This window comes from Segetibacter aerophilus (genome assembly GCF_007991655.1).
Classification (GTDB): Bacteria; Bacteroidota; Bacteroidia; order Chitinophagales; family Chitinophagaceae; genus Segetibacter; species Segetibacter aerophilus.
Window position 1 is genome coordinate 40,818 of sequence record NZ_BJYT01000022.1, and the last position, 25,035, is coordinate 65,852.

At 41.8% G+C, this 25,035-nt stretch carries 19 protein-coding genes; 14 read left to right on the forward strand and 5 right to left on the reverse strand.

Going from position 1 to position 25,035, the window contains the following annotated elements:
- Position 1: 1 nt before the first annotated feature.
- On the forward strand, positions 2-1,855 hold the full coding sequence (locus tag SAE01_RS20030) for a RagB/SusD family nutrient uptake outer membrane protein (protein WP_147205586.1): 1,854 nt from the start codon (positions 2-4) through the stop codon (positions 1,853-1,855).
- 84 nt (positions 1,856-1,939) lie between these two features.
- On the opposite strand, the gene SAE01_RS20035 is transcribed toward SAE01_RS20030, so the two are convergent.
- Positions 1,940-3,310 (reverse strand): Gfo/Idh/MocA family oxidoreductase, encoded by a 1,371-nt coding sequence (locus SAE01_RS20035; RefSeq protein WP_147205587.1) that lies wholly within the window; start codon positions 3,308-3,310, stop codon positions 1,940-1,942.
- Positions 3,311-3,662: 352 nt separating this feature from the next.
- The gene (locus SAE01_RS20040; RefSeq protein ID WP_147205588.1) at positions 3,663-4,157 is read right to left on the reverse strand and encodes a DUF421 domain-containing protein; all 495 of its coding nucleotides are present in this window, start codon (positions 4,155-4,157) and stop codon (positions 3,663-3,665) included.
- 122 nt (positions 4,158-4,279) lie between these two features.
- Here SAE01_RS20040 and SAE01_RS20045 point away from each other — a divergent pair, with 122 nt between their 5' ends.
- From SAE01_RS20045 to SAE01_RS20090, 10 genes are all read left to right on the forward strand, one after another.
- Positions 4,280-6,154, forward strand: coding sequence for a glycoside hydrolase family 13 protein (locus SAE01_RS20045; protein WP_147205589.1), 1,875 nt, complete (start codon positions 4,280-4,282; stop codon positions 6,152-6,154).
- A 240-nt stretch (positions 6,155-6,394) separates the two neighbouring features.
- Positions 6,395-7,633 (forward strand): M16 family metallopeptidase, encoded by a 1,239-nt coding sequence (locus tag SAE01_RS20050; RefSeq protein ID WP_147205590.1) that lies wholly within the window; start codon positions 6,395-6,397, stop codon positions 7,631-7,633.
- A 26-nt stretch (positions 7,634-7,659) separates the two neighbouring features.
- A complete protein-coding gene (locus SAE01_RS20055) occupies positions 7,660-7,839 on the forward strand; it encodes a hypothetical protein (protein ID WP_147205591.1) in 180 nt (59 codons plus the stop codon).
- The gene (locus SAE01_RS20060) at positions 7,836-8,021 is read left to right on the forward strand and encodes a type II toxin-antitoxin system RelE/ParE family toxin (protein WP_147205592.1); all 186 of its coding nucleotides are present in this window, start codon (positions 7,836-7,838) and stop codon (positions 8,019-8,021) included. The genes SAE01_RS20055 and SAE01_RS20060 overlap by 4 nt, the downstream gene beginning before the upstream one ends.
- Positions 8,022-8,162: 141 nt before the next feature.
- Positions 8,163-9,443, forward strand: coding sequence for a M16 family metallopeptidase (locus SAE01_RS20065; RefSeq protein ID WP_147205593.1), 1,281 nt, complete (start codon positions 8,163-8,165; stop codon positions 9,441-9,443).
- Positions 9,444-9,695: 252 nt separating this feature from the next.
- Entirely contained in the window at positions 9,696-10,850 is a 1,155-nt protein-coding gene (locus SAE01_RS20070) for a YncE family protein (protein ID WP_218029207.1), read from the forward strand.
- 54 nt (positions 10,851-10,904) lie between these two features.
- Positions 10,905-12,350 carry an NAD-dependent succinate-semialdehyde dehydrogenase gene (locus SAE01_RS20075; RefSeq protein WP_147205594.1) on the forward strand — a complete coding sequence of 482 codons (1,446 nt, stop codon included), beginning with the start codon at positions 10,905-10,907 and terminating at the stop codon, positions 12,348-12,350.
- 336 nt (positions 12,351-12,686) lie between these two features.
- Positions 12,687-14,471, forward strand: coding sequence for an L-lactate permease (locus SAE01_RS20080; protein WP_147205595.1), 1,785 nt, complete (start codon positions 12,687-12,689; stop codon positions 14,469-14,471).
- Positions 14,472-14,518: 47 nt separating this feature from the next.
- Positions 14,519-15,478, forward strand: a complete 960-nt coding sequence (locus SAE01_RS20085; RefSeq protein WP_147205596.1) for a D-2-hydroxyacid dehydrogenase — start codon at positions 14,519-14,521, stop codon at positions 15,476-15,478.
- Positions 15,479-15,566: 88 nt separating this feature from the next.
- On the forward strand, positions 15,567-16,730 hold the full coding sequence (locus SAE01_RS20090; protein ID WP_147205597.1) for a glycerate kinase: 1,164 nt from the start codon (positions 15,567-15,569) through the stop codon (positions 16,728-16,730).
- A 36-nt stretch (positions 16,731-16,766) separates the two neighbouring features.
- Here SAE01_RS20090 and lptB read toward each other — a convergent pair whose 3' ends face one another.
- Complete coding sequence (gene lptB, locus SAE01_RS20095; RefSeq protein ID WP_147205598.1) at positions 16,767-17,576, reverse strand: LPS export ABC transporter ATP-binding protein; 810 nt, start codon at positions 17,574-17,576, stop codon at positions 16,767-16,769.
- A gap of 333 nt (positions 17,577-17,909) precedes the next feature.
- Between lptB and SAE01_RS20100 the strand changes: the two genes are divergently transcribed.
- Positions 17,910-18,863, forward strand: coding sequence for a methylenetetrahydrofolate reductase (locus SAE01_RS20100; protein WP_147205599.1), 954 nt, complete (start codon positions 17,910-17,912; stop codon positions 18,861-18,863).
- Between the two features lie 78 nt (positions 18,864-18,941).
- Here the strand turns inward: SAE01_RS20100 and SAE01_RS20105 are convergent, their stop codons facing one another.
- Both SAE01_RS20105 and SAE01_RS20110 read right to left on the reverse strand, forming a co-directional pair.
- Positions 18,942-20,867: a peptidylprolyl isomerase gene (locus SAE01_RS20105; RefSeq protein WP_147205600.1), complete on the reverse strand. Its 1,926-nt coding sequence runs from the start codon at positions 20,865-20,867 to the stop codon at positions 18,942-18,944.
- Between the two features lie 13 nt (positions 20,868-20,880).
- The gene (locus SAE01_RS20110) at positions 20,881-22,455 is read right to left on the reverse strand and encodes a redoxin domain-containing protein (RefSeq protein WP_147205601.1); all 1,575 of its coding nucleotides are present in this window, start codon (positions 22,453-22,455) and stop codon (positions 20,881-20,883) included.
- A gap of 316 nt (positions 22,456-22,771) precedes the next feature.
- On the opposite strand from SAE01_RS20110, the gene rlmD reads away from it, so the two are divergent.
- Positions 22,772-24,172 (forward strand): 23S rRNA (uracil(1939)-C(5))-methyltransferase RlmD, encoded by a 1,401-nt coding sequence (rlmD, locus tag SAE01_RS20115; protein ID WP_147205602.1) that lies wholly within the window; start codon positions 22,772-22,774, stop codon positions 24,170-24,172.
- A 36-nt stretch (positions 24,173-24,208) separates the two neighbouring features.
- A complete protein-coding gene (locus SAE01_RS20120; RefSeq protein WP_147205603.1) occupies positions 24,209-25,033 on the forward strand; it encodes a rhomboid family intramembrane serine protease in 825 nt (274 codons plus the stop codon).
- Positions 25,034-25,035: the final 2 nt, after the last annotated feature.

Genomic DNA, 25,035 nt, shown 5'->3' on the forward strand with positions numbered 1-25,035 from the left:
TATGAAAATCAGAAAATATCTTTCTTTAATAATCCTTCCGGGCGCTATTTTATTATTTAACTCCTGCTCAAAATTCTTAGACAGGCAGCCCGATAATCAGATTGATGAACAAGCGGCTTTTAGCAATTGGGACCAGGTAAATGGTGCAGCTAACAGGCTCTATAGAGATATGCGCGAGCGTGATCGCGGTATTGTAGGTCTTCAGGACTTTTCAATATCAGGTATCACTGACGAGTGTAAGGGCACACAGGTAGAACAGGCCATTCCGGATCAGTTTAATTTTGGAAGTTTCGGCCCTTCTATCGGAATGCCGAGTAAAGCAAACGGAATGTATTGGAACGACTTCTATACTTCCATTCGCAGAGCCAATGTATTTATTGCAGGTGTAGAAAAATACAAATCACCAGACAATCCTCTTCAACCCGGTGATTTGAAGAATCGTGTTGCAGAAGTTCGTTTTATACGCGCATATCTTCACTTCCTTGCCACGCGTTGGTATGGTGATATCGTGTACATGGATCGTGTGGCAGACCTAGCCGGGGATGTTGCATTTGTTCGCGAGCCGTGGCCAACCTTCCTTAAAAAAATCCTTGCAGATCTTGACTTTGCAATTGCGGAATTACCTGCGCGTCACCTTGATATAGAATACGGAAGAGTGGACAAAGGTGCGGCCATGGCATTAAAGGCGATCATTCTTTATATGAATGCCAGCCCAATGTACAACGGTGGAAAATTACCGGGCAATGATAGTCGTGCAGGTAGAGAAACATATAGTGCTTACGACGAAAGTAAATGGAAGCTTGCTGCTGATGCTGCTAAAGCTGTAATGGACCTTAAAAATAATGCAGCACCTCGCTACAGTCTGTACGCAGGTAAAGGTTCTGACTTCCAGGCGGAAAGTAATAACAAGGTGTATGCAAGAATAAAGCAGATCTATATTGACGGAGCTTCTTTGCAGAATGAATACATCCTAATTCTTACTAACAATAAAAACGAAGCCTGGCAAGGTGACCATATACCACCGTCATACGGAGGCGGTTCTCGTTTGCAACCCTTGCAAGAGCAGGTTGACGAATACGAATTTATCGGAAACGATGGTTTTGGATATGCTACTTACGATCCCCAGGCAAAAGCGAAGGGTTTTGATGAAAATCTGCCCTACGAAAAGCGTGACCCGCGTTTTTATTCCGATATCATGTATCATGGCTCGACGTATCAAAACAAAATTATAAACACTGCAACCGGCGCCGACAGAATTGGTGCTAGCAATGCTACCTCAACAGGATATTACCTGCGTAAGTTTTATCATGAAGATTGGAAGCGTAGTGGTGGTTGGCAGTTGCATTTCCCTGCTATTCGTCTACCAGAAATTCAGTTGATATATGCTGAGGCAATGAACAAATTAAGCGGTGGAAGCCCCGAAGCTTATACTGTATTAAATAATCTACGTGCCCGTTCATTCATGGCTCCGGTTCCTCCGGGATTAGACCAGGCAGCACTTCACAAGTACATTCAGAGAGAGCGTCGTGTGGAGTTATTCTATGAGAACAAGCGGTACTTCTATGCACGTTGGAATTTGGAACCAGATTCTCCTGAAGAACTTGCACGCGAAGCTGCATACAAAGCATCTCCAAATCCGCCTTCTGTATGGCCTTACCCTAGAGTTCAAAGGTATGCTCACGGAATGAGGCCAGTTGCAGACCCAACAGGAACCTTTGATGTGCAAGGAGTAAAATACAAGATGCAGCGTTTCAAATTAGAGGATCGCGTTTTCACCTCTAAAAACTATTATTTCCCATTAGTTACAAGCGAAATAACAAACGCTCCAACATTGAAACAAAGTCCTAACTGGTAAGTATAATCACTTAGATAAAATAAAAAACCCTGTTGCAAGCAACAGGGTTTTTTATTTTATCCTTAACTACTTTTTTTTTCTTGCCTACACTTTATTTGGTTCAGGATGTTGCCATGGGCCGCGGTAAGAGCGTTTTAACAGCGCTGTCATTTCAGGGTCTCCAACAACTATACGTTTCTTTGGATCGTATACTGCCGGTCTGCCGGTTTGCATAGACAAGTTTGCCAATATGCAACTTGCCGTTGAAATATGACCTTCTTCGATATCCGCTACCGGCCGGCTTTTAGTTTCAATAGCATTGAGAAAGTTAAGCATGTGACCCCTGGTCGCTGGTGCTGTATGAATTTCAATTCCAGGCTCTGTAAGGTCCTCGGGGTATTTTTCTTTTTCATACACCGCGTCCTTATGTATCTTCTCGCCCTTTCCGTCAGGAATAAAATTGTACTTATAAACGTCTGCCTGCAGCGTTCCTTTATCGCCATAAATTTTAAATGACCATGGGAAGTCAGGGTCAGAGGCTGTTCCCCAGGTGCGATGCTGCCAGATACAGTTGAGGTCGTCGTATTCAAATAAGGCTGACTGAGTATCAGAGATATTTGATCTTGTTCCTTTGTTCACATAGATCCCACCGGTTGAGCTCACCTTTTTTGGCCACCCTAACCCAAGCATCCATCTTGTAGCATCGAACATGTGAATGCACATGTCACCTACTATTCCGTTTCCATATTCCATGCGCGAACGCCAACCACCACGATGAGGTAAACCTACATATGGAAGCTTAGGTGCAGGTCCGGCGTACATCTCATAATCAAGAAAATCCGGAACAGGTTGGGTGGCAGGATTGCCGTTATTACGCATGTGGTAATAGCAGCACATTTCTACGTGAGATACTTTGCCTAAAAGTCCGGCGTCGACAATGTTTTTCTTTGCATCTATTAGGTGAGGGGTACTTCTACGTTGCGTGCCTACCTGAACCACGCGGTTGTACTTTCGTGCAGCTGCTACCATCGCTTCTCCTTCGATCACATCTACGCTTATGGGTTTTTGAACATACACATGTGCGCCAGCTTTCATTGATTCAATGGCCGTTAGTGCATGCCAGTGATCCGGGGTACCAATGAGCACTATGTCTAAAGGATTTTCTGCCAACATTTTTCTGTAATCACTGTACAACTGCGGGGTCTTCCCAGACTTTTGCCGCTGGCTCACCATTTTACCGGCTTCAGATAGTTGGTTCTTATCTACATCGCAGAGTGCGACTACCTCAACCGGCGCTACCTGTATTAATTTAAAAAGATCACTTTTTCCGTACCAGCCTGTTCCGATTAAAGCAACGCGATACGTTTTGTCCGGAGCAAACATAAAGCCCATTCCGCTGGAGGCTAGAGTTGTTAAGGCAACTGTAGCCGCTGCCCCTTTTATAAACCTCCGGCGATCATTATTGAAGTTATTCATATGGTTCACTTTTGTTTTTTTGTTGAAAATGTTTGTTACCTGATCCTAATCATTACGCTCCGTAAAGGGCGGCGAATTTTGCTGATAGTAAGAAGGAATTTTATTGATTTATTCCCTAGCAAGATATTATTTCTTTCGCTACCAAGAGTGGTGAAAAAAGTCAACTTCGTTTAAAGAAGTTGCAGCAGCACGGGCGCTTTAAACCTTTTTTGTAGCTAAGTCTTGCGATAAGAAATTTGCCGGAATATGAAAAAAGCACTTAAAAGGAACGAATGTACAAGAGTGCGACGCAAGAGATGTTTAATTGAAATTATATTGTCGGATTACAAAAATTCTTCTTACCCGTTGCCAACTATTCCTTTTCATTTTTTACAATGCTAATACTCCCATCACTTTCCATGAATGCTACTTTTATTTGCTGCAGTTCTGTGAGACCTGCTTTTCTCACCTCGGTCATTAGCTCTTCGTCTGTGATTAACTCTTTTCGCATGTTTCGCTTGATCATTTTTCCATTATCAACCAGCAATAATTTTCGCGGACTTAGCAGACGTTCAAAAAATGGCCAGTTGAAACTAAGCCAGTTCAACGTGTAGCTCCATCCTATTATCACAGCTACCAAAATAACTCCGTCGGCAATAGAATTATATGCACCTGCCATTGCATTTTGTGAGGCGTCCGCTATCAGCACAATCACAAGCATATCTGTTATTCCAAGATTGCTAGATTCTCTTCTTAATATTATTCTCAACAGCGTAAAAAGCGCGAGGTAGGTGACGGTGCCCCTGACAATGATTTCAAGTATTGGAGTATCCGGCATAAAAACTTTTGCCCAATCAATGTGTTGCATGTATGTATGAGTTGTTTTCTTTAAGAACAAGGAATCTGATGCAATGCAAATCATTCGCCACTTTTATTTATTGCCGTTACTTTTGATGAAGCCTATTTTATAATTTTTTCAATCTCTGATTAATGAGGAATCTGTTTGCACTCTTTGCGTGTGTTTTAATTAGCACACATATCTCTGCCCAACCAAATGTTGCCATAAAAAGAATTGACCCAACCAATTGGTGGGTAGGAATGAAAAACCAAAACCTCCAGCTATTAGTATACGGTCCGGGCGCAGGAACCCTTTCTTATTCGATTAGCTATCCGGGAATAAAACTGGTAAAAACAAGCAAAGTAAAAAACCCTAATTATGCGTTTCTCGATATAAATATTGCTCCCTCAACCAAGCCTGGTACATGTAACATCATAGGCAAGTCCGGCACAAAAACAATTACGAGGCCTTATCTATTAAAGCAAAGGGACAAAATTATAAAGGGCACTGGCGTTACATCTGCCGACTTTATTTACCTCGTTATGCCCGACCGTTTTGCCAACGGTGATACCACTAATGACAAATTCGGTGACATGGCTGATGCCACCGTTGATGCTAACAATCCGGTTCTGCGTCATGGAGGCGATCTTAAAGGCATAACAGATCACTTTGATTATTTGCAGGAGTTGGGAGTAACGGCCATTTGGCCGACGCCGGTTATTGAAAATGATGAACAGCTAAAACAGGAAGCTCCGGATCGAATGCAGGCAGGCTATCACGGTTACCATTTTACTGATCATTATAAGGTGGATCGCCGCTTTGGCGGAGATGAAGGCTATTTACAGTTTTCAAAGATTTTGCATCAAAAAGGTATAAAGCTGGTACAAGATGCAGTGTATAACCACGTAAGCGATGAGCATTGGATGTATAAAGATCAACCGACAAAAGACTGGTTCAACAACTGGCCGGTGTACACAGGTACGACACACAAAGAGCAGGCATTAGCTGATCCTCACGGTGCAGAAACTGATCGTCGGCTGCTGGTGGATGGATGGTTTACATCGTTCCTTCCTGATTTGAATCTTAGAAATCCTTACCTCGCTAATTATTTAATTCAACATGCTATCTGGTCCACCGAAATGTTTGCTGTTGATGCCTGGCGAATTGATACTTATAAATACAACGATCCGGCTTTTATGAATCGTTGTAACCAGGCTTTGCTGACCGAGTATCCAAACATGCACATCTTTGGTGAAACTGTTGCGTCTAACCCTTATGGGCTATCTTATTTTGTAAAAAATAACGTAAGCTTTCCGTTCAAAAGCAATCTTCCCGGAACGCTCGACTTTCCTTTAAACTATGCGATCGTTGATGCGCTTAAGCAGAGGTTCGGTTGGGATGAAGGCGTGAGCAGGTTATACCAAACCCTTGCGCAGGATGGACTGTACGCTGACCCAATGAAACTGGTAACGTCGCTTGACAACCATGATATGGACCGTTTCTTATCGATGATCGGTGAGGATTTTGAACGGTATAAGATGGGTGTTACCTGGCTACTAACTACCCGCGGCATTCCGTCCTGGTATTATGGAACTGAAATTCTGATGAAGAATACAAGAAACCCAAGTGATGCTGAAGTACGGAGAAATTTTCCGGGTGGCTTTCCTGGAGACAGGGATAATAAATTTACCAGCAAGGGTAGGAGCAAGAAAGAAAATGACGCTTTTGATTATGTAAAAAAACTGACTAATTATCGTAAAACTACGCCGGCCTTACATTCGGGCAAGCTCGTGCAATATGTGCCGAACGAAGGCATTTACGTGTACTTCAGGTACGATAATAATAAGACGATTATGGTAGCTACCAATACAAATGATAAGGAAACGAAGCTCGAAACAAAGCGCTTCAGTGAACGGATGAATGGTTTTACAAGGGCTCGTAACGTGATGACCAGTGAAACAATCAGCAACGTATCAACACTAACATTGCCGGCAAAAACAGCGATAGTATTAGAACTGGTAAAATAAATTTATCTAAGACTAGAAGGGATGTAGTAACCGACAGTAGCTCGGTGAGCGACATTGTTGTGTCACTCACTTGTACAGCAAAATATCGAAGCAACTTCCTTAGATCATATCTGTTACTCAGAGCCGATAATCGTTTACTAAAGCCGTTTCCACTCCACCAACGGCTAGTCTGCTGTCTTTAAAAATTAAGAACTCAATAATTCTAAATAATATAGTTTTGCTCTCCTTTTTATAAGAAGTATGATACAATATGATCGCTTTGTTTTAGACAATGGTTTACGGGTAATTGTGCATGAAGATCACAGTACGCCGATGGCAGTAGTAGATGTGATGTACGATGTAGGCGCAAGAGATGAAGACCCAAATAAAACCGGCTTTGCTCACTTGTTCGAACACCTTATGTTCGGAGGTAGCATCAATATAAAAGAGTATGATGAGCCGTTGCAAATGGCGGGCGGCGAAAACAACGCTTACACAACCAACGACCTTACTAACTACTATATACAAATACCGGCCGAAAATCTTGAAACAGCTTTTTGGCTCGAAAGTGATAGAATGTTAAGCCTGGCCTTTAGCGAAAAAAGTCTTGACGTACAACGAAAGGTGGTTTGCGAAGAATTTAAGGAGCACTACATCAACAAACCGTATGGAGATGTGTGGCATAAATTAAGAGAGCTCTCCTACAAAAAGCATCCTTATCGCTGGATGACTATCGGCCAAAACTTAAGTCATATTGAGAACGCAAAGCTGAGTGATGTAAAAGAATTTTTTTTCAAACACTACCGGCCTGTAAATGCAATACTTGTTGTTTCAGGACACGTGAAATTGGATGAGGTAAAACGCTTGTCAGAAAAATGGTTTGGTCCAATCCCAATGGGAGAGAAATATGTGCGCGACCTACCACAAGAACCTAAACAATCTGAAGCTCGCTTTCTTGATATCGAAGCCGATGTTCCATTAGATGCTTTTTTCAAAACATGGCACATGGCATCGAGGTTAGAAAAAGGGTATTACTCAGCGGACTTGTTAAGTGATATATTAAGTGGGGGAGGATCATCACGATTATACCAGGCACTTGTAAAAGAAAGGCAGGTGTTTAGCAACATAGATTGCCATCATATGGGTAGCGTAGATACCGGCTTGCTTACCATAGAAGGAAAGCTGGTAAAAGGTGTAAAAATGGAAGAGGCGGAGAAAGCCGTTCAGGAAGAAGTAGAGAAAATAAAAGCCGCCCTGGTAGGTGAAAGCGAGCTTGAAAAAGTGAAGAATAAAACCGAAAGTATGATTGCGTTCGAAGACATGACGGTAATGAACCGTGCAAACAGCCTTGCCACTTACGAACTACTCGGTGATGCGGATATGATGAACACAGAACTGGAGCGTTATAGGGAGATAACAATCGAAGACATTAAACAGGCTGCAAACGACATTTTCCAGGAAACGAACAGCAATACCATGCGATACTTCAGTAAGAATTAATCGGTAAATTTGAAAAAAGAGTTTCTATGTTGAAGAACGAAAAATTACTTGCATCTATAAAGGCAATGCCTGAGGATGAATTCGATAATATAGATGTTCTGCTTGAGCGAATTGTTATACTGGAAAAAATTGAAAAAGCTGAAAAAGACATAGTAGACGGGAAAGTTTTTTCAACCGACGAGGCAAAAGAAAAGCTTGCAAAATGACTGAAATAATTTCGACGTCTACTGCATTATCTGACCTCAATAGAATTGCCGAATATATTTCTTTAGACTCTAGCTTCTATGCGCGCCAATTTGTGCAAAAGGTTTTTTCAACAACCGAAAAATTAGAAACACATCCTGAAATAGGAAAAATAGTTCCAGACCCTGCTTTCAATTATAGCTAAATCCTTTTTAAGAAATATAGAATTATTTATCGCGTCCACTCTGATTGTTTACATTATTAGTGTTCATTCTTCCCGATTGCTTGGCAACAATGAACACTTCAAAAATTTATTCGAATAATAAGAACTCATAGTAAAATTTTCATGTTAAATAGAAAAATAGCTCCAGAAATAAAAGATGCTGTCGAATTCAATCTTCAGCTTAAGCAAAGCGAAAAATTTACACTGGATAATGGAATACCTGTTTACAGCATCAATGCGGGTGCGCAGGATGTTACAATGATTGAACTTGTTTTTTATGCAGGTAATTGGTACGAAGATCAAAACATTGTTGCAGGCACTACTAACTTCCTCCTGAAAAACGGAACGTCGAAAAGGACTGCTTTTGAGATCAACGATCATTTTGAATATTATGGCGCTTACTTAAATCGCAATTGTTACAACGAAACAGCCAACATTACCCTTCATTGCCTTAACAAACATTTGAAGCAGGTTTTGCCCGTTGTAGAAGAACTAATCACAGACTCAATCTTTCCCGAAGAAGAACTGGTAATTTATAAGCAGAACCAAATTCAGAGGCTTAAGGTGAGTTTGCAAAAATGCGACTTCGTAGCCAATCGCTTCATTGATGAATATTTGTTCGGCTTCGATCATCCTTATGGTCGATATACTTCCATCCCTGATTTTAATGCGCTTACACGCGAACAGATAGTAAAGTTTTATAACGACTATTACGTAAATGGGAAGTGTCTCATTTTCGTTGCAGGCAACCTGCCCACTGACATTTTTCAGCAACTCAACCAGGCTTTTGGTCATTTACCCTTAAATAAAAAATCTCTTCCTGAAAAGTCTTTTACAGTTCGTCCTGTAGGCCAAAAAAAGCACCGGATCACAAACGATGAGAACGGAGTGCAAGGCGCCATCCGCATTGCCCGCCCTTTTCCTAATCGTCGTCATCCTGATTTTATGAAAGCGCAGGTGTTGAACAATCTCTTTGGAGGTTTCTTCGGATCAAGATTGATGAGTAACATTCGTGAAGACAAGGGTTATACATATGGCATCCATAGCTACTTTCAAAACCATGTGGCCGACAGTGCATGGATGGTTAGTACCGAAGCAGGTCGTGATGTATGCGAAGCAACTATAAACGAGGTCTATAAAGAGATGCAACTGCTGCGGGATGAACCGGTGGATGAAGAGGAATTGTTACTGGTAAGAAACTACATGATCGGAAGTATTCTTGGTGACCTTGATGGCCCTTTCCAAATTATTAACCGTTGGAAAAATTATGTGCTGAATGGTTTAGAAGAGTCTTACTTCTACGATTCAATTAACACAATTAAGGCAATTACAGCAGAAGAAATCCAGGAGCTGGCTCAGAAATATCTTATCCCTGAAGAGTTTTTCGAGCTCGTCGTTATATAATTCTGTGCAACAATCTTAGTTATATTTAAAGCGGCTTATGGCCGCTTTTTTCGTTTCGTGTTTTTTAAAAACTTAACCAAATTGATCGAAAGCTCTCCTTTATTACACCGCTTGGTAGCATCCAATAATTATTTGAAAACACGTTTGGTTCAATCTAAAAATACATACCTTACTATTTGATGCTAACGATGATTTGACTTTCAATAACACTAAACGCCGGAAGAGAATTTTTTAAACCATTTTACCAAAAGCATGAAATCTACGATTGCCAAATGGCCCTTTGTTTTGATGCTGTCAGCATTCATTTCAACTACATTTATTTCATCCATCGCTAGTGCTGGTCCTATTACAGGGGGCAAAGAAAAACCTGCTGCGGTAAAGCGATATTTATACGTAGCTACTCCCGGCATTCGAAATTACCTCGGTTATGGTGGTCACGGTATCCAGGTGTTTGACATGGACAACAATCATCGGTTCGTCAAATTTATCCCAACGGCAGGATTAGGCAAAGATGGAAAGCCTTCGAATGTAAAGGGGATGGCTGTTAGCCTGGCAACCAACTGCATTTATATCACCACGCTTGAAGCAATGCAATGCATTGACATTACCACAGAAAAATTGGTTTGGGAAAAGCCTTATGAAGGCGGGGCTGATCGCCTGTCAATGTCTCCTGATGGAAAAGTAATTTATCTGCCATCATTAGAGAAAGAGTTTTGGAATGTGGTAGATGCAAAAACAGGAAACATCATCAAGAAAATAGTTACGAATTCAGGTGCTCATAATACGATCTATGGTCCTTCCGGTAATCATGTTTATCTAGGTGGCTTGAAGTCGACCTATATGAATGTTGCCAATACCAAAACTCATACTGTCGACAAGCAAGTTGGGCCGTTTGCTGCTGATATTCGTCCTTTTACAATAAATGCAGCCGAAAGCCTCGTATACGTAAACGTAAATGGTTTGCTTGGTTTCGAAGTAGGGGACTTAAATACCGGCAAAAAATTACATAGGGTGGTAGTAGAAGGCTTTAACATGGGAGAGGTAAAGCGTCATAGTTGTCCCGCCCATGGCATTGGTCTTACACCCGATGAAAAGGAGTTATGGTTATGTGATGGAGCCAACAACCGCGTTCATGTTTTTGATAATACCGTTATGCCGCCACGGCAGGTTACCACTATACAAGTTCGCGACATGCCGGGCTGGATCACCTTTAGCCTTGATGGCAAATACGCTTACCCCTCAACCGGAGATGTAATTGATGTCAAGACACGCAAGATCGTTGCTACATTAGAAGACCAGAACTACAATAGTATTCAAAGTGAGAAGATGGTCGAGATTCAATTTTCAGGAAACAAAGCAGTTCGGGCAGGTGACCAATTTGGAATAGGTCGAAAGACAAATCGCTAGTAAGGGTAGTCCTTACTTTAGTTGTTTATTGAAGTATTTTATAAAAAGAGCAAAGTGCAGAACGATAATCTCCTTAAAACGGAAGCATACGTAGATGGTCGGTGGGTAACTGCAGGCAGCGGCAAAACATTTAATGTAAATAATCCGGCAACGGGAGAATTAATTGCAAGCGTACCCGATATGAACCGTGAAGATGTGCGGGCAGCTATCGATGCAGCTCATGATGCATGGCAGCCCTACCGCGAACTTTCCGCAAAGGATAGGTCTGTTTTATTGAGAAAATGGTACACGCTGATATTGGAAAATAAGGATGAGCTAGCTAACCTAATGACTATCGAATCCGGAAAAGTCTTGAAGGAGAGTATCGGCGAAGTAGAGTATGGTGCATCGTTTATTGAATGGTTTGCTGAAGAAGCCAAACGAACTTATGGAGACGTTATTCCCGCGCCGACAAATGATAAAAGAATTGTTGTTATCAAACAATCCATAGGGGTTGTGGCAGCACTAACTCCCTGGAACTTTCCCCTGGCTATGATTACAAGGAAGGTTGCACCGGCTCTGGCCGCTGGTAGCCCGGTGGTAGTGAAACCGCCATCAGAAACACCACTAACCGCATTAGCCCTCGCTGAGCTGGCAGAAAGAGCAGGGTTCCCGCGAGGAGTATATAATACTATCGCCACAACAGAAAGCAGTGAAGTTGGTAAAGAACTGTGTGAAAACCGGAAGGTGCGCAAGCTATCATTCACTGGATCTACGCAGGTAGGTAAGATCTTAATGAGCCAATGCTCGTCTACTTTAAAAAAAATGTCTCTTGAATTGGGAGGCAATGCACCCTTCATTGTTTTTGACGATGCAGACATAGATGCGGCCGTAAAAGGAGCTATTGCTTCAAAGTTTCGCAACAGCGGACAAACGTGTGTCTGCGTAAACCGCTTTTTTGCGCAGGATAAAATTTATGAAGAATTTGTTTCAAAGCTGACGGCTGCGGTTGCGGCATTAAAGATTGGAAACGGTTTGGATCCCGGCGTGCAGGTTGGTCCGTTAATCAGCGAAAAAGGGTTAAATAAAGTAAAGCAGTATGTGGAAGATGCCGTTGCCAAAGGGGCGGCAGTAAGGGGAGGAGGCAAAGAAATGGGTGGCCTTTATTATCAACCGACTGTTTTGGCTAATGCGACTGCTGATATGATTATCGCACAGGAGGAAGTCTTTGGGCCGGTTGCACCGGTGTTTAAATTTAGCTCGGAAGAAGAAGTTATTAAGATGGCAAACGACACAGAGTATGGTCTTGCCGCTTATTTTTATACGAAGGATGTAAGCCGTTGCTGGCGTGTGGCAGAAGCGCTCGAGTGTGGAATGGTTGGTATTAACGAAGGTTTGATTTCAAATGCCGCTGCGCCATTTGGCGGAGTAAAACAGTCAGGAATTGGCCGTGAAGGTTCAAAGTACGGAATGGATTATTTTATGGAACTCAAATATATCTGCTTCGGAAACATCCAATAAAATTGCCGCGGAGCTGATGCCACTTCTTACTTTACACAATTTGAAGAGAGATTCGTCTAAAGAAGAAATCTCATACAGCATAAGTTTTCGGGTTGTCTGTAAAAAAGCATTGAGCCTTCTTAATGGTTTGAATGATTTAGAACAAGAATTAAGAAAACAGGAAAATGATTTCTAGCAAACGACTTGTTGATTTTTATAAATGGCTTTGGAAAAAAGCCAAAGCTGCACATTGATTTGCAGATGAACTGATTGCGACGCAACGATGATGCTACGAAATACTTTGCTTGTATTACAAAACATTATCGCGGGTTACCCTAAACTAACGGAGGACTACATATGCCATGGAAACAAGTTATTGATCCTTTCGATAATATCGCTTTGTCTGCGCTTGTAGCCGTGCTACCTATTCTTTTTATTTTCTGGGCACTTATTATTAAAAAGATGAAGGGTTATAAAGCCAGTTTATTTGCCATCGCTATCGCCATCATAATTGCTATTGTTGTTTATAAAATGCCGGCGCAGTTAGCGCTGCTGTCTACTGCTAATGGCGCTTTATACGGACTGTTTCCTATTTGTTGGATCGTGATCACTGCGGTTTTCCTGTTTAATATCACTATTGAGAGCGGGCAATTCGAGGTGATAAAACATTTTATGGCATCGATCACTTCAGACCGGAGGTTGCAAGCATTATTGATCGCTTTTTCGTTTGGGTCATTTTTAGAAGGTACCGCAGGGTTTGGTGCGCCTGTCGCTATCACTGCAGCCATGTTGGTTGGCTTGGGTTTTAATCCCTTGTATGCTGCTGGAATTTGTTTGATTGCCAACACAGCCCCTGTCGCCTTTGGTGCCATTGGTATTCCCATTACTGTTGCTTCGCAGGTTACTTCTATCCCCGAGATGGCCATTTCGCAAATGGTGGGGCGAACGCTACCAATACTCTCAGTCTTGCTTCCTTTTTACCTGGTAATGCTAATGTCCGGATATAAAAAAACAGTCGAGGTGTTGCCGGCAATTTTGATTTCCGGAATTTCCTTTGCCATTATTCAATGGTTCTCTTCAAATTTTTTAGGACCTGCTTTACCGGATGTTATTGCGGGCATCGGTTCAATTGTAGCCTTGATCATCTTCTTAAAATTTTGGAAGCCTGCATCTACCTGGCGCTTTCCAAACGAACCGGCTCCAACAATACATTTGGATGTCAGTTACACTAATGGTCAAATCGCAAAGGCATGGTCTCCATTCATATTGCTCACAATCATTATTATAGCGTGGGGATTGCAGCCAGTCAAAGAAGTTTTTAATGCTATCGGACAATTTCAATTTGAATTTCCGGGATTGCATAATATGATCAGCGACCGAAACGGCAAGTTGTTGCCGCACATTTATAAGTTCAATTACTTATCTGCTGCCGGAACTGCTATTTTACTTTCTGCCCTTATTTCTGTTCCGTTGGTAGGTTTACGATTTAGTGAGGCGGGGAAAATCCTTCTAAAAACACTCAAACAACTGCAATACCCCATCATCACGATTGCCTCCGTTCTTGCGTTTGCTTACATTGTAAACGACTCGGGTATTACCATTACAATGGCTGAGGGACTTGCGAGAACAGGTTTCCTATTTCCGTTCTTTGCGCCGGTGTTAGGTTGGCTTGGAGTATTTATTACCGGTAGCGACACCTCGGCCAATGCGTTGTTTGGAAAGCTTCAGGCAGCCACGGCAACTTCCATTGGAGTTGATCCCGTGGTTACTGTGGCGGCAAATGTATCAGGCGGAGTAGTAGGCAAAATGATTTCGCCGCAGTCTATAGCGGTGGCAGCAGCCGCGGGAAACCTTGTGGGAAAGGAGTCAGAGCTCTTCAGGTTTACAGTAAAACACAGTTTTATTATGTTGCTGTTTATCTGTTTCATTGTGCTTGCACAGGCTTATGTTTTTCAATGGTTGATTCCGAAATATCATTTACTTGCTGCCAATGCCGCAACGGTTACGCCTGACTTTGCAAAAGGTTACACTTACCTTTTTATGCTGGCAGCGGTTATTATTGCATTTGCAGTTGTTATCATCATGATGACAAGAAAAAAAATAACACATGCTAAAACGATCAAAGCAGGTTTGGCAAAATAGATTAACCAGCCTTCCTTATAAAAACAATACTTAATCAAACGCGACAAATGAAGATTGTAATCCTTGATGGATACACCCTCAATCCGGGAGACCTCAGTTGGGATGAATTGAAACAGTTAGGAGACCTTACTGTTTACGACAGAACTCCTGCAGACAAAGTAGTGGAACATGCAGCCGGCGCTGAAATAGTATTTACAAACAAGACTCCCGTGAATGAAGAATCGATCAATAATCTTCCTAACCTCAAATTTATCGGGGTACTTGCAACGGGGTATAACATTGTAAATACTGATGCGGCAAAAGCCAAAGATATTGTTGTGGCAAATGTGCCGGGATATGGAACCGCGTCGGTTGTTCAAATGACATTTTCACTTTTGTTAGAACTATGCCTTCATGTGCAGCAGCATAGTGAGGCAGTCAGGGATGGCAAATGGTCACGCTCTGCTGATTTCTGCTTTTGGGATTATCCGTTGATTGAATTGGAAGGAAAGACGATGGGCATTATTGGTTTTGGAAGGATTGGTCAAAAGGTGGGTGATGTGGCTACAGCCTTTGGAATGAACATTATTGGAAACAGCCGGCATTGGACAGGGCAGACTCACCGAAATAATTTCAGGTGGGCAGAGATTCCTCAATTGTTGGCGCAGTCTGATGTAGTGAGTATTCATTGTCCTTTGTTCCCTGAAACAAAAGGGCTCATAAACAGTAAAAGCTTGCAGACAATGAAACCCTCAGCATTTCTGCTGAACACGTCAAGAGGACCTATAGTAATAGATGAAGATCTTGCAGATGCCTTAAATAACGATGTGATTGCAGGAGCAGGTATTGATGTACTTTCTGTTGAACCACCTGCTAAAGACAACCCACTTTTTACTGCAAAGAACTGCATCATTACCCCGCACATATCATGGGCAACGAAAGAGGCGCGGGCAAGGCTGATGAAGATCACCGTAGATAACCTAGCTGCATTTTTAAATGGAAAGCCGGTTAATGTCGTCAATAATTGATGAGAAATAATTTTGCCGCTCAAGCGATTCTTTCCTAAAAAGAATGAAACTTTTAGGGAGGCTTTAGTCGAACTCCTATAATTTCCACATGCATATTCTCATTTCTCCCAATGCTTTTAAACATAGTCTTAGCGCTGAAGAGGCTGCTGATGCTATTAAGAATGGGCTATTGCAAAGCAATCTTGCATGTTCATGTGAATGTTTTCCTGTCGCTGATGGCGGAGATGGAACGGGCGAATTAATTATTAAAAAGTGCAAAGGGAAGTTGGTTTCTGGAGAGGTCCACGATCCATTAGGAAGAAAGATCGTTTCGTCTTTTGGTCTGATAGACGAAGGAAAAACTGCCATAATTGAGATGGCGAACGCATCAGGTATCAGGTTGCTGAAAGCTGAAGAACGTGATCCGTTACGCGCAACATCTTTCGGAACTGGTGAACAAATTAAAATTGCCCTTGACAAAGGGGCCAGGAAAATTATTATAGGCATGGGCGGCTCTGCAACAGTAGATGGCGCTTGTGGAATGTTGAAAGCGTTAGGCGTTCGTTTCCTTGATGCAAATGGCAACGACCTCGGTCGGTTGCCGTCAGGTCTTGTTGAACTTGCTTCTGTTGATATTAGGGGGTTGGATGAAAGAATTAAGGAAACTGAAGTGATCGTGCTGTGCGATGTTGACAATGTATTGTTGGGCGATGAAGGATCAGCAGCTGTTTTTGGTCCGCAAAAAGGTGCATTGCTTGATGACGTAAAAAAACTAGATGCTGCATTGGCAAAATTCGCAGAAGTCACTTTACGACAAACGGGAAAGGATATGTCAGCAATAAGATCTGGCGGTACAGCCGGCGGCGCAGCTGCGGGTTTATATGCTTTTTTGGATGCTCAGCTGGTGAATGGAATAGAGCATTTTTTACAGCTCACTAACTTTAATAAAGCGTTGGAGAAAGCGGACCTGGTAATTACCGGCGAAGGAAGTATTGATGAACAAACCCTTCAAGGTAAAGGACCTTTTGGTGTCGCATATCAAGCTAAGCAGAAAGGATTGGCTGTTATAGGAATTGCGGGCAAAGTGCCGTTGGAAGGAAATGATAAACTGCAGAAGTACTTTGATGTCTTAATACCAATTGGGAATGAACCCGCTGAGTTAGAAACTGCTTTGGCAACTACCGCCCAAAATCTTACAAGAACTGCAAAAGAGTTAGGAAACGTGTTAGCACTTTCTGGCGAAATACAAAAAGGATCTAAAAAAGGTCTATAGTAGCATTTGCCTTTTTACCGAGACGATATCAGGGACTTATTTATTTTCTTCGCTGGTTAATTCTTCAGTTGCGCGTAGCAGCGCATTGTCTCTTTCCATATCGATGATCCAGTCTTTGCGTCGAAGCTCGAAGTTGGTTCCGAGGTAGAGGTTACGCACTTGTTCATTGCCGGCCAACTCTTCAGCCGTTCCATGCTTGAAAATTTTCCCTTCTATGAGGAGATAGGCGCGGTCGCAAATCGAAAGTGTTTCGTTTACATTATGGTCTGTAATTAAAATGCCAATGTTGCGATATTTCAATTTTGCTACGACTGACTGAATATCTTCCACCGCAATCGGGTCAACGCCGGCAAACGGTTCGTCGAGTAAAATGAATTTAGGGTCCACTGCAAGAGCTCGCGCAATTTCGGTTCTGCGCCGTTCACCTCCGCTCAAGCTGTCGCCGTTATTTTTTCTTACCTGGTGCAAGTTGAATTCATCCAACAGCGCCTCAAGCTTTTGTTTTTGATCGTGCTTTGAGAGCTTTGTCATTTCGAGCACTGCCTTTATATTGTCTTCTACGGATAACTTTCTAAAAACACTTGCTTCCTGCGGCAAGTACCCGATTCCCATTTGAGCCCGCTTGTACATTGGAAGCTTAGTAATGTCTTTTTCACCTAAGAAAACCCTTCCTTCATCCGGCTTTATCAACCCCACAACCATGTAAAACGTAGTTGTCTTTCCTGCGCCGTTTGGACCAAGCAATCCAACAATTTCGCCCTGCTTCACTTCAACTGATACATGGTTTACGACCGTGCGGTTGCGATAACTTTTAATAAGTTCTTCGGTATGGATGAGAAGGCTCAATGATTAAGATTTAAACAAAAATACAGTAATAGGTTGTTTAATATAAATAGTAAGGCGCTCTTAACAGTTCATTGGATTGTTCACTGTGCTTTGCTGAGTTTGATTGTTGAGTGGGATAAAAGCAAAAAGTAAAAAAAGCCACATAGCTTTGTTTCAGATGAACGAAATGCGACGCAACGATGTTACACCAGGGCGATAAAGGCGGTATCAATATTTGCTTAAACGCTTCAACAATACAAGGGTTATAAAGAATTTGTAGAGGCTTTGCTGCTATCGCTGCGTCTTGTTTTTCACGGTTTCCATCTTATGTTTGCAACAATTTTAATATAAAGGATGAAAGTTATTGACCATCTTAACCAGGCGAAGGATACGCTTGTTTCTTTTGAAATATTGCCCCCGTTAAAAGGTAAAAGCATCAGTTCGATTTATGATCACCTCGACCCTTTGATGGAGTTTAAGCCATCGTGGATAAACGTGACTTACCATCGCAGCGAGACAATGTTCAAGAAGAAATCAGATGGAACATTTGAAAAAGTTGAAGTAAGAAAGCGGCCGGGAACGGTAGGTATTTGTGCATCTATCATGAACCACTATAAGATAGATGCGGTGCCGCATTTTATATGTGGCGGATTTAATAAAAGAGAAACTGAAGATGCGTTGATAGACCTTAACTTTCTTAATGTCGAGAACGTGCTGGTGCTACGTGGAGATGCCGCTAAGAATGAGGCTTCGTTTGAACCAGAGCCGGGCGGCCACAGCTATGCGATTGATTTATTGAAGCAGGTGCTTGATTTAAATAACGGCATCTACCTGGATGAAGACATAAGGAACGGTGGTAAAACCAACTTTTGTATTGGTGTTGCCGGCTACCCCGAAAAGCATTTCGAATCGCCAAACCCCGAGATAGATTTGCAACGGTTGAAGGAGAAAGTAGATGCGGGAGCAAGCTACATTATGACGCAGATGTTTTTTGACAATCAAAAATTTTACGATTTTCAAAAGGCTTGTCGCGCTATTGGAATTGATGCTCCGATCATTCCAGGTTTGAAACCAATTACAAGCAAAAAGCAATTATCTATACTTCCCAGAATTTTTCATGTCGATATCCCTACGGATCTTTCTAATGCAATTATGCGTTGTAAGAATGACCAGGAATGCGAGATTGTCGGGCAAGAATGGCTGACGCAACAAAGTAAGGAATTGAAAAAATTTGGAGTACCGGTCTTGCATTATTACACACTCGGTAAGCCTAAAGTTATCTGGAACGTAGTAAAGGAAATTTTATAAATACAGGGTAACTCTACTAATAAAGAGAACAAAAAAAGAGGGCTTTTCGCCCTCTTTTTAATGATACAAATGCACCCGTTATTTTATCGATTGAAAAACTGCCTCGTTGACTTTAACGGGGTATTTCTTTTTAAGCTCTGCAATCCATTTGTTTTCCAGTACCTGCTGATAATCGCTGATCACGAGGCCGCGGGCATCATCAAAAGATCGCTGAGCTGGCGCGTCGTAGGTTTTTATTAGGTAGTTGAACGTGTAGGTACCATCGTTGTTATTTTTAAATGGAGCCGTAATGAGGCCGGCAACGAAATTAGTTTTACCGGTTACAGGCAATTGAGCAAGTTCGTACCTGCCACTATCCGCTGAAATGTCTGTGCCGTTGCTGCTTGTGATTTGCCTCCAATCGTTTAAGTTGCCTTTCAGTTTCTGCTGCAGATCGTTCGCCAGCGTTTCTTTGTTGCAAGTAACTATGATGACGTCGGCACTAGGTTCCCAAACATATTTTGATTTGTGTTGATTGTAATACCGAACCAGTCCTGCCGTATCTGTGTTTGCCTTTCCCCAGACATTTTTCTCCATTATGCCAAATAGCAAATTAGCTTCTTTAAACTCTTTTACCTGTTTTGAGAAATCGCTGCTATAAACATCCAAATTATCGCGGTAGTACTTATCAGCGGTAGTACTTATGAAATCTTTATAGAGTTCCTGGTAATTGTCCTTGCTAGTGAGATAAGAAGTATTGCTACTGTTCTTTACAAAATTTATCCAATCACCCGCTTTTACAGTTTGTTTGGCAAACGAAAAAATCGGTGTATTTAGGTTTATTCCTTTCACTGCTGCTATAGTGTTTTTCTTGAGAGCGTCGTTTGTAAATGCGTAAAGATTGTCGGAGTTTATTGGGGCTGGCTTGTATCGCAAAAGCGATAACTTTTTTTGAATAAGTTGCTTTTTTGATAACTCTAGCCTGTTTGACTTAACTACTTTTTCTTGTAGCGCTGCGAAGATTGCGGGATCGTTGAGATCACCTGCAGCCGTTCTTGCTTCCAATAATTTTAGTATGTGAAAACCATATGCAGTTTGAAAAGGCTTAGAAACATCTCCTTTTTCTTTCAGTGAGAAGGCGGTATTTTCAAATGGAGCATCATAGGTCCCAGTGGAAAACTCGGGCAATTCTCCCCTGTTGTTATTGCTGCTTACATCGTCGCTCGTTGTAAAGGCAAGTTCTCCAAAATCAACTCCGCTTTTTACAAGGTTGTATAAACTATCCGCTTTGCGTGCTGCAAGTTTCTTGTCTTCTATCGTTGCGTTCGGAGGAACAGCAACCAATATTTGAGCAACACGACGCGTACCGGAACTCTTACGCTCACCCACATTTTTAAAAATGTGATAACCGGCTTTTGTTTTAACAGGGCTTGAAAAAGAGTTTGCTTTCAGGTTGTAAGCAATCGTCTCAATGTCGTAAGGAAGTGTAAAGACGGTAATAAAACCCAGGTCTCCTTTTGATTGCTTTGTTGCCTCATCAGTGGCAAACTCCTGGGCCACTGATCCAAATTCTTTTCCGTCTTTTAGTTGCTTGTACGCAGTTTGAATTTTTTTGTAAGCTTCAGTTGTATCAGCATTCCCGGCGACTTCAATAAACACTTGTTGCAAATGAATGTCTTTCCGGCTTCTTTCGAATGCCTCTTGAACCAGTGCTTTTACATTTGCTTCGTCGTTAATAATATTGTCAGCAACCTGTTTTTTGAAATTCTGTAATTCAAACTGCTGTGTTGCATCTTTGTCGAGGCCGGCATCATACGCGCCCTGTACTTTTAGTTTGAAGTTGATATAGAGATCTAAATATTCTTTCAGGGACTTTTTTCGATCAGCAGCTGCAGTAGGATTTTTATTAAATGCACTTACAAACTCGTCTTTTGTAACTGCACGATTACCATAAGTAAAAATGGTCTGAGCAAAAGATCCGGACACAAGCAATACAGAACCAAGAGCCAATGCAAATTTCTTCATGTAGAGCAGATCGTTATTTTACTGAGGTCGCAGTTTTCATTTTTGCTGTAAGCACGTCATCAAATTGTTCGAGGCTCAACATTTTTCCGATGATCCGTTTTTGGGAGTCAAGCAAATACAAGGTGGGCGTTTTATACACGTCGTACAGTTGCCTAAAGTTCGCTGCGCCTTTTTTGCTTTCTGCATCTCTCGCCGCTTTGGTCTGGTAGATATGCGCCCAGCCTTCGAGCTTATGTTCATTCATAAATTTCTTCCATGCGTCGTTTGCACCCTCATCTACATTTACCCCAACCAACTTAACGCCAAGCGCTTTCCATTTTGCCCGGTAGATAGAATCGATTCTTGGAACCGTTTCTTTACAATGGCCACAATTGGGATCCCAAAAGGTAACAAACGTATAAGGAGCATTTATGCCATACAACGAAACCGGCTTTCCACTTGTATCAACCATTGCTAAATCGGCTGCGGGTTCGCCCAATTGGTTTGCCATCAAGCTGTAGGCCCGATCAAAAATGAATTTTGTTTGCTTCGAATTCAGCCATGCTGTATCGCCTTTGCTGTAGTATTTATCAAACAAAAACAAGAAGACTTTTTCCTGTCCCATGTACTCAGGGTTGATATACTTGTCGGTAAACTTTCCCAGCAGGTACTTAAACATTTCGCGGCTATCCCGTGACACCAACAACATATAGTTCACCTCGCTGATAACCGAATCTGCATCAGGAGCTACGTAGTATTTAAAATATTCTTCCAGCTTAGGTTCGAAAAAAGGAGTGCGTACAAGGCTCTCGTCGTCAAACGCAACACCCTGCCACCAATTCTCTTTTACGTAACGATAGGGATACGTCGAGTCACCTTTGCCGTTTTTACCTATTGGTATTGCCGGGATCTCTGGTCGTTTCATACCATAAAAAAAGTTGGCGAGCATTGAACTGGGATGAGCTTTTATAAAGTTCTCTCTATAGTCCTGCAATTCTTTGTTTGCCTTAGTCATCGTCGTTTTGATCACGCCTGAATCTCTTGCAGTTTTTGCTTCAGCCAATTGTTTTTGCAAAGCCGAAAGCATCGGTGTTTTCTGTGCAAGAAAACGAGTGTACTCCTGGAACATCTGGTTATCGGCTGAACCGGTAATCGTAACGTTTGCAAGGTTATTGGTATCTGCTTTAATAGAAAAGTTTTGCTCCTTATCCATCAAAAATTCGAAGAGAAGGTATTTCTGGGGAGATACAGTGAAGTAAATGCCTCGGGGTAACTTTTCCTTTCCTTTAAAAACTCCCTGGCCTTTTTCATTTAAAAAAGCCGAGTCGGAGAGGTTTTTATATTTACCAAAATAGCATCCTAGATAAACCCAGGTATTTTTATACGGTGTGAGTGTGATGGGAATATTGTAGCCGCCTGTTGTTTTTACCGCCGGGGCTACAGGTTTCTTTACCACTTTATTTTGAGCTGTCGATACCAGGCTAATCGCAATAACCGCCAGGCTTGTAAGTACGTAACGCCTCATACTGTTTTCTAAAATAGGATTAATTGTAAAAATATCTTTAAAAGCGTCAAATCGCTTTTCCAATTTGTTAATTACTGCTGCCATACAATTGCACCGTTATCAAGACTCTGGAGCTATTTATGGCTTTAAGCAAAAATGCCCGAAAAAGCTTCAAAGACCTTCATTAGTAAAAGTGAGTGACACAACGATGATGATAAGGGTTATAAAGCTTGCAACAAATAATTTTTCTTCTATCAATCCCTTTATAGCCTTATTTTTTTACCGTCTTTTCATCCTTATTCGGCTTTGGTTGCGACGCTCCGTTTAGACTTTTGATCGTCTGTTGTTTCAACGATAACGTTTTTATTACCCTGTTATTCTTTAAGAAATACTAAAGTATCGGAATAACTACTTTTGCCTCATGAGAAGGAAGAAAGTTGTGCTTCATAACGTGGTTATGGAGAATTATGCTGCCGAAGGCAAATCGCTGGCAAGGGTCGAAGGAAAAGTGATTTTCGTTGAGAACACGATTCCGGGTGATGAAGTCGATGTATTGCTTCAAAAAAATAAAAAAGACTGGGGCGAAGGGATTGCGCTTCATTACCATAAATACAGCGACCTAAGGATTGAACCTTTTTGCCAGCATTTTGGCGTTTGCGGAGGATGCCAATGGCAGATGCTTCCTTATGAGCAGCAACTTCAATTTAAGCAGCAGCAGGTTACAGACAACCTGAAGCGGATAGGTAAAGTTGATTTGCCTGACATGATGCCGATTATTGGTGCAGAGCAAACCACCCGCTACCGCAACAAGATGGAATATACTTTTTCTAATAAAAGATTTCTTTTAGCCGAAGAACTAAATAACCCTGATGTAACGCCTGATGAAAACGTGGCAGGTTTTCACGCACGAGGCTTTTTCGACAAAGTCGTTCCAATTTTTGAGTGTCACCTACAGGAAGAACCTACCAACTTTATCCGACTGGCTGTTTGGGAATACGCGAAAAAGCACGGGTTAACGCATTATGATATTCGGAATCACACGGGCTATCTCCGCAACCTTTTAATCAGGATAGCCACGACCGGAGAAATAATGGTAAACCTCGTGGTAGGATATGAAGAAAAAAAGACGAGGCTAGCTTTGCTGGAATTTATTCAGAATAAGTTTCCTGAGATAACCACCCTTTTATATACCATCAACCCTAAAAGAAACGATAGCCTGTATGATCTTGAGCCCGTCGCTTTTTCAGGTAAAGGTTACATTATAGAAAAGCTGGAGGATTTCCAATTTAAAATTTCTCCTAAATCCTTCTTTCAAACCAACACGAAGCAGGGTGAAAAATTATACCAGGTCACCCGTGAGTTTGCTGAACTAAATGGAACACAAACTGTTTACGATTTATACTGCGGAACCGGAAGCATTGGCATTTTTGTAAGTAAGCAGGCGAAAAAAATTGTAGGGGTTGAGGTGGTGGAAGATGCCATAGCCGATGCAAAAGAAAACGCTCTTTTAAATCATCTTGAAAATGCTTCCTTTTTTGCCGGCGATGTAATAGACGTTTGTGATAACGCGTTCTTTGAAAGCAATGGCCGGCCCGATGTCATCATTACAGATCCGCCACGTGCGGGGATGCATGAAAAACTAGTAAAAAAGTTGCTAGACATAGCTGCACCAACGGTTGTATATGTTAGTTGTAACCCTGCAACGCAGGCACGCGATATTGCTTTACTAAATGAAAAATATCAAGTAACTAAATTACAACCGGTGGACATGTTTCCCCACACTTTACATATTGAGAATATAGTTCAATTAAAACTTCGCTAACTTTTAGCGACATACCTTTGCCAGACTTTATATAAAATGAATCAATACCGTCCCAGCAGCTACCAGAATCTTCCCTCGGTTATCAAGAATTTGCTCATAATAAATGTACTTGTGTTTTTGGCCCAAAGTACTATTGGCTCCAGTGGTACAGTAAATATGGAAGCTCTATTTGGTTTGCATCATGTAAAGTCTCCGCTGTTTCAACCATGGCAAATTGTTACCCACCTGTTTATGCATGGAGGGTTTTGGCACCTGTTCTCGAACATGTTTGCCCTTTGGATGTTTGGTTCTGAGCTGGAGGATATGTGGGGCCCTAAACGGTTTCTTACTTTTTATTTTTTGTGCGGTATTGGTGCAGCTTTAATTCAGCTGTTGTGGCTGTGGTTTCAGTGGCATGACCTGGTAAACCTGTTTTCAACAATAAAGATGCATCCCACGCCTGAAGGTTTTGTAGCATTCTACAATCAGTATGGCCTCAACGGTAACCCAGGGGCATCACTAGTTCTACAAAACTATCTCTCCGACCCGGGTAATGTGGGTAATGAAAGCAGCGTTCTTCAATATGTTTCAGCCTTTACTTATTCAATGCTGAGTGAGCCGACGATCGGCGCGAGCGGCGCTGTTTTCGGAGTTTTAGCAGCCTATGTTTATTTATTTCCTAACAGAGAATTATATTTATATTTTGTAATTGCCGTAAAAGCAAAGTGGATTGGACTAGCGTATTTCGCCTACGAAGTATTGTCAGCTTTTCAAAATAGCCCTACTGATAATATCGCACATTGGGCACATATTGGAGGTGGTTTGGTGGGTTTTTTGTTGGTACTTACCTGGAACAGGAACGACCGCAAAAATTTTTATTGACT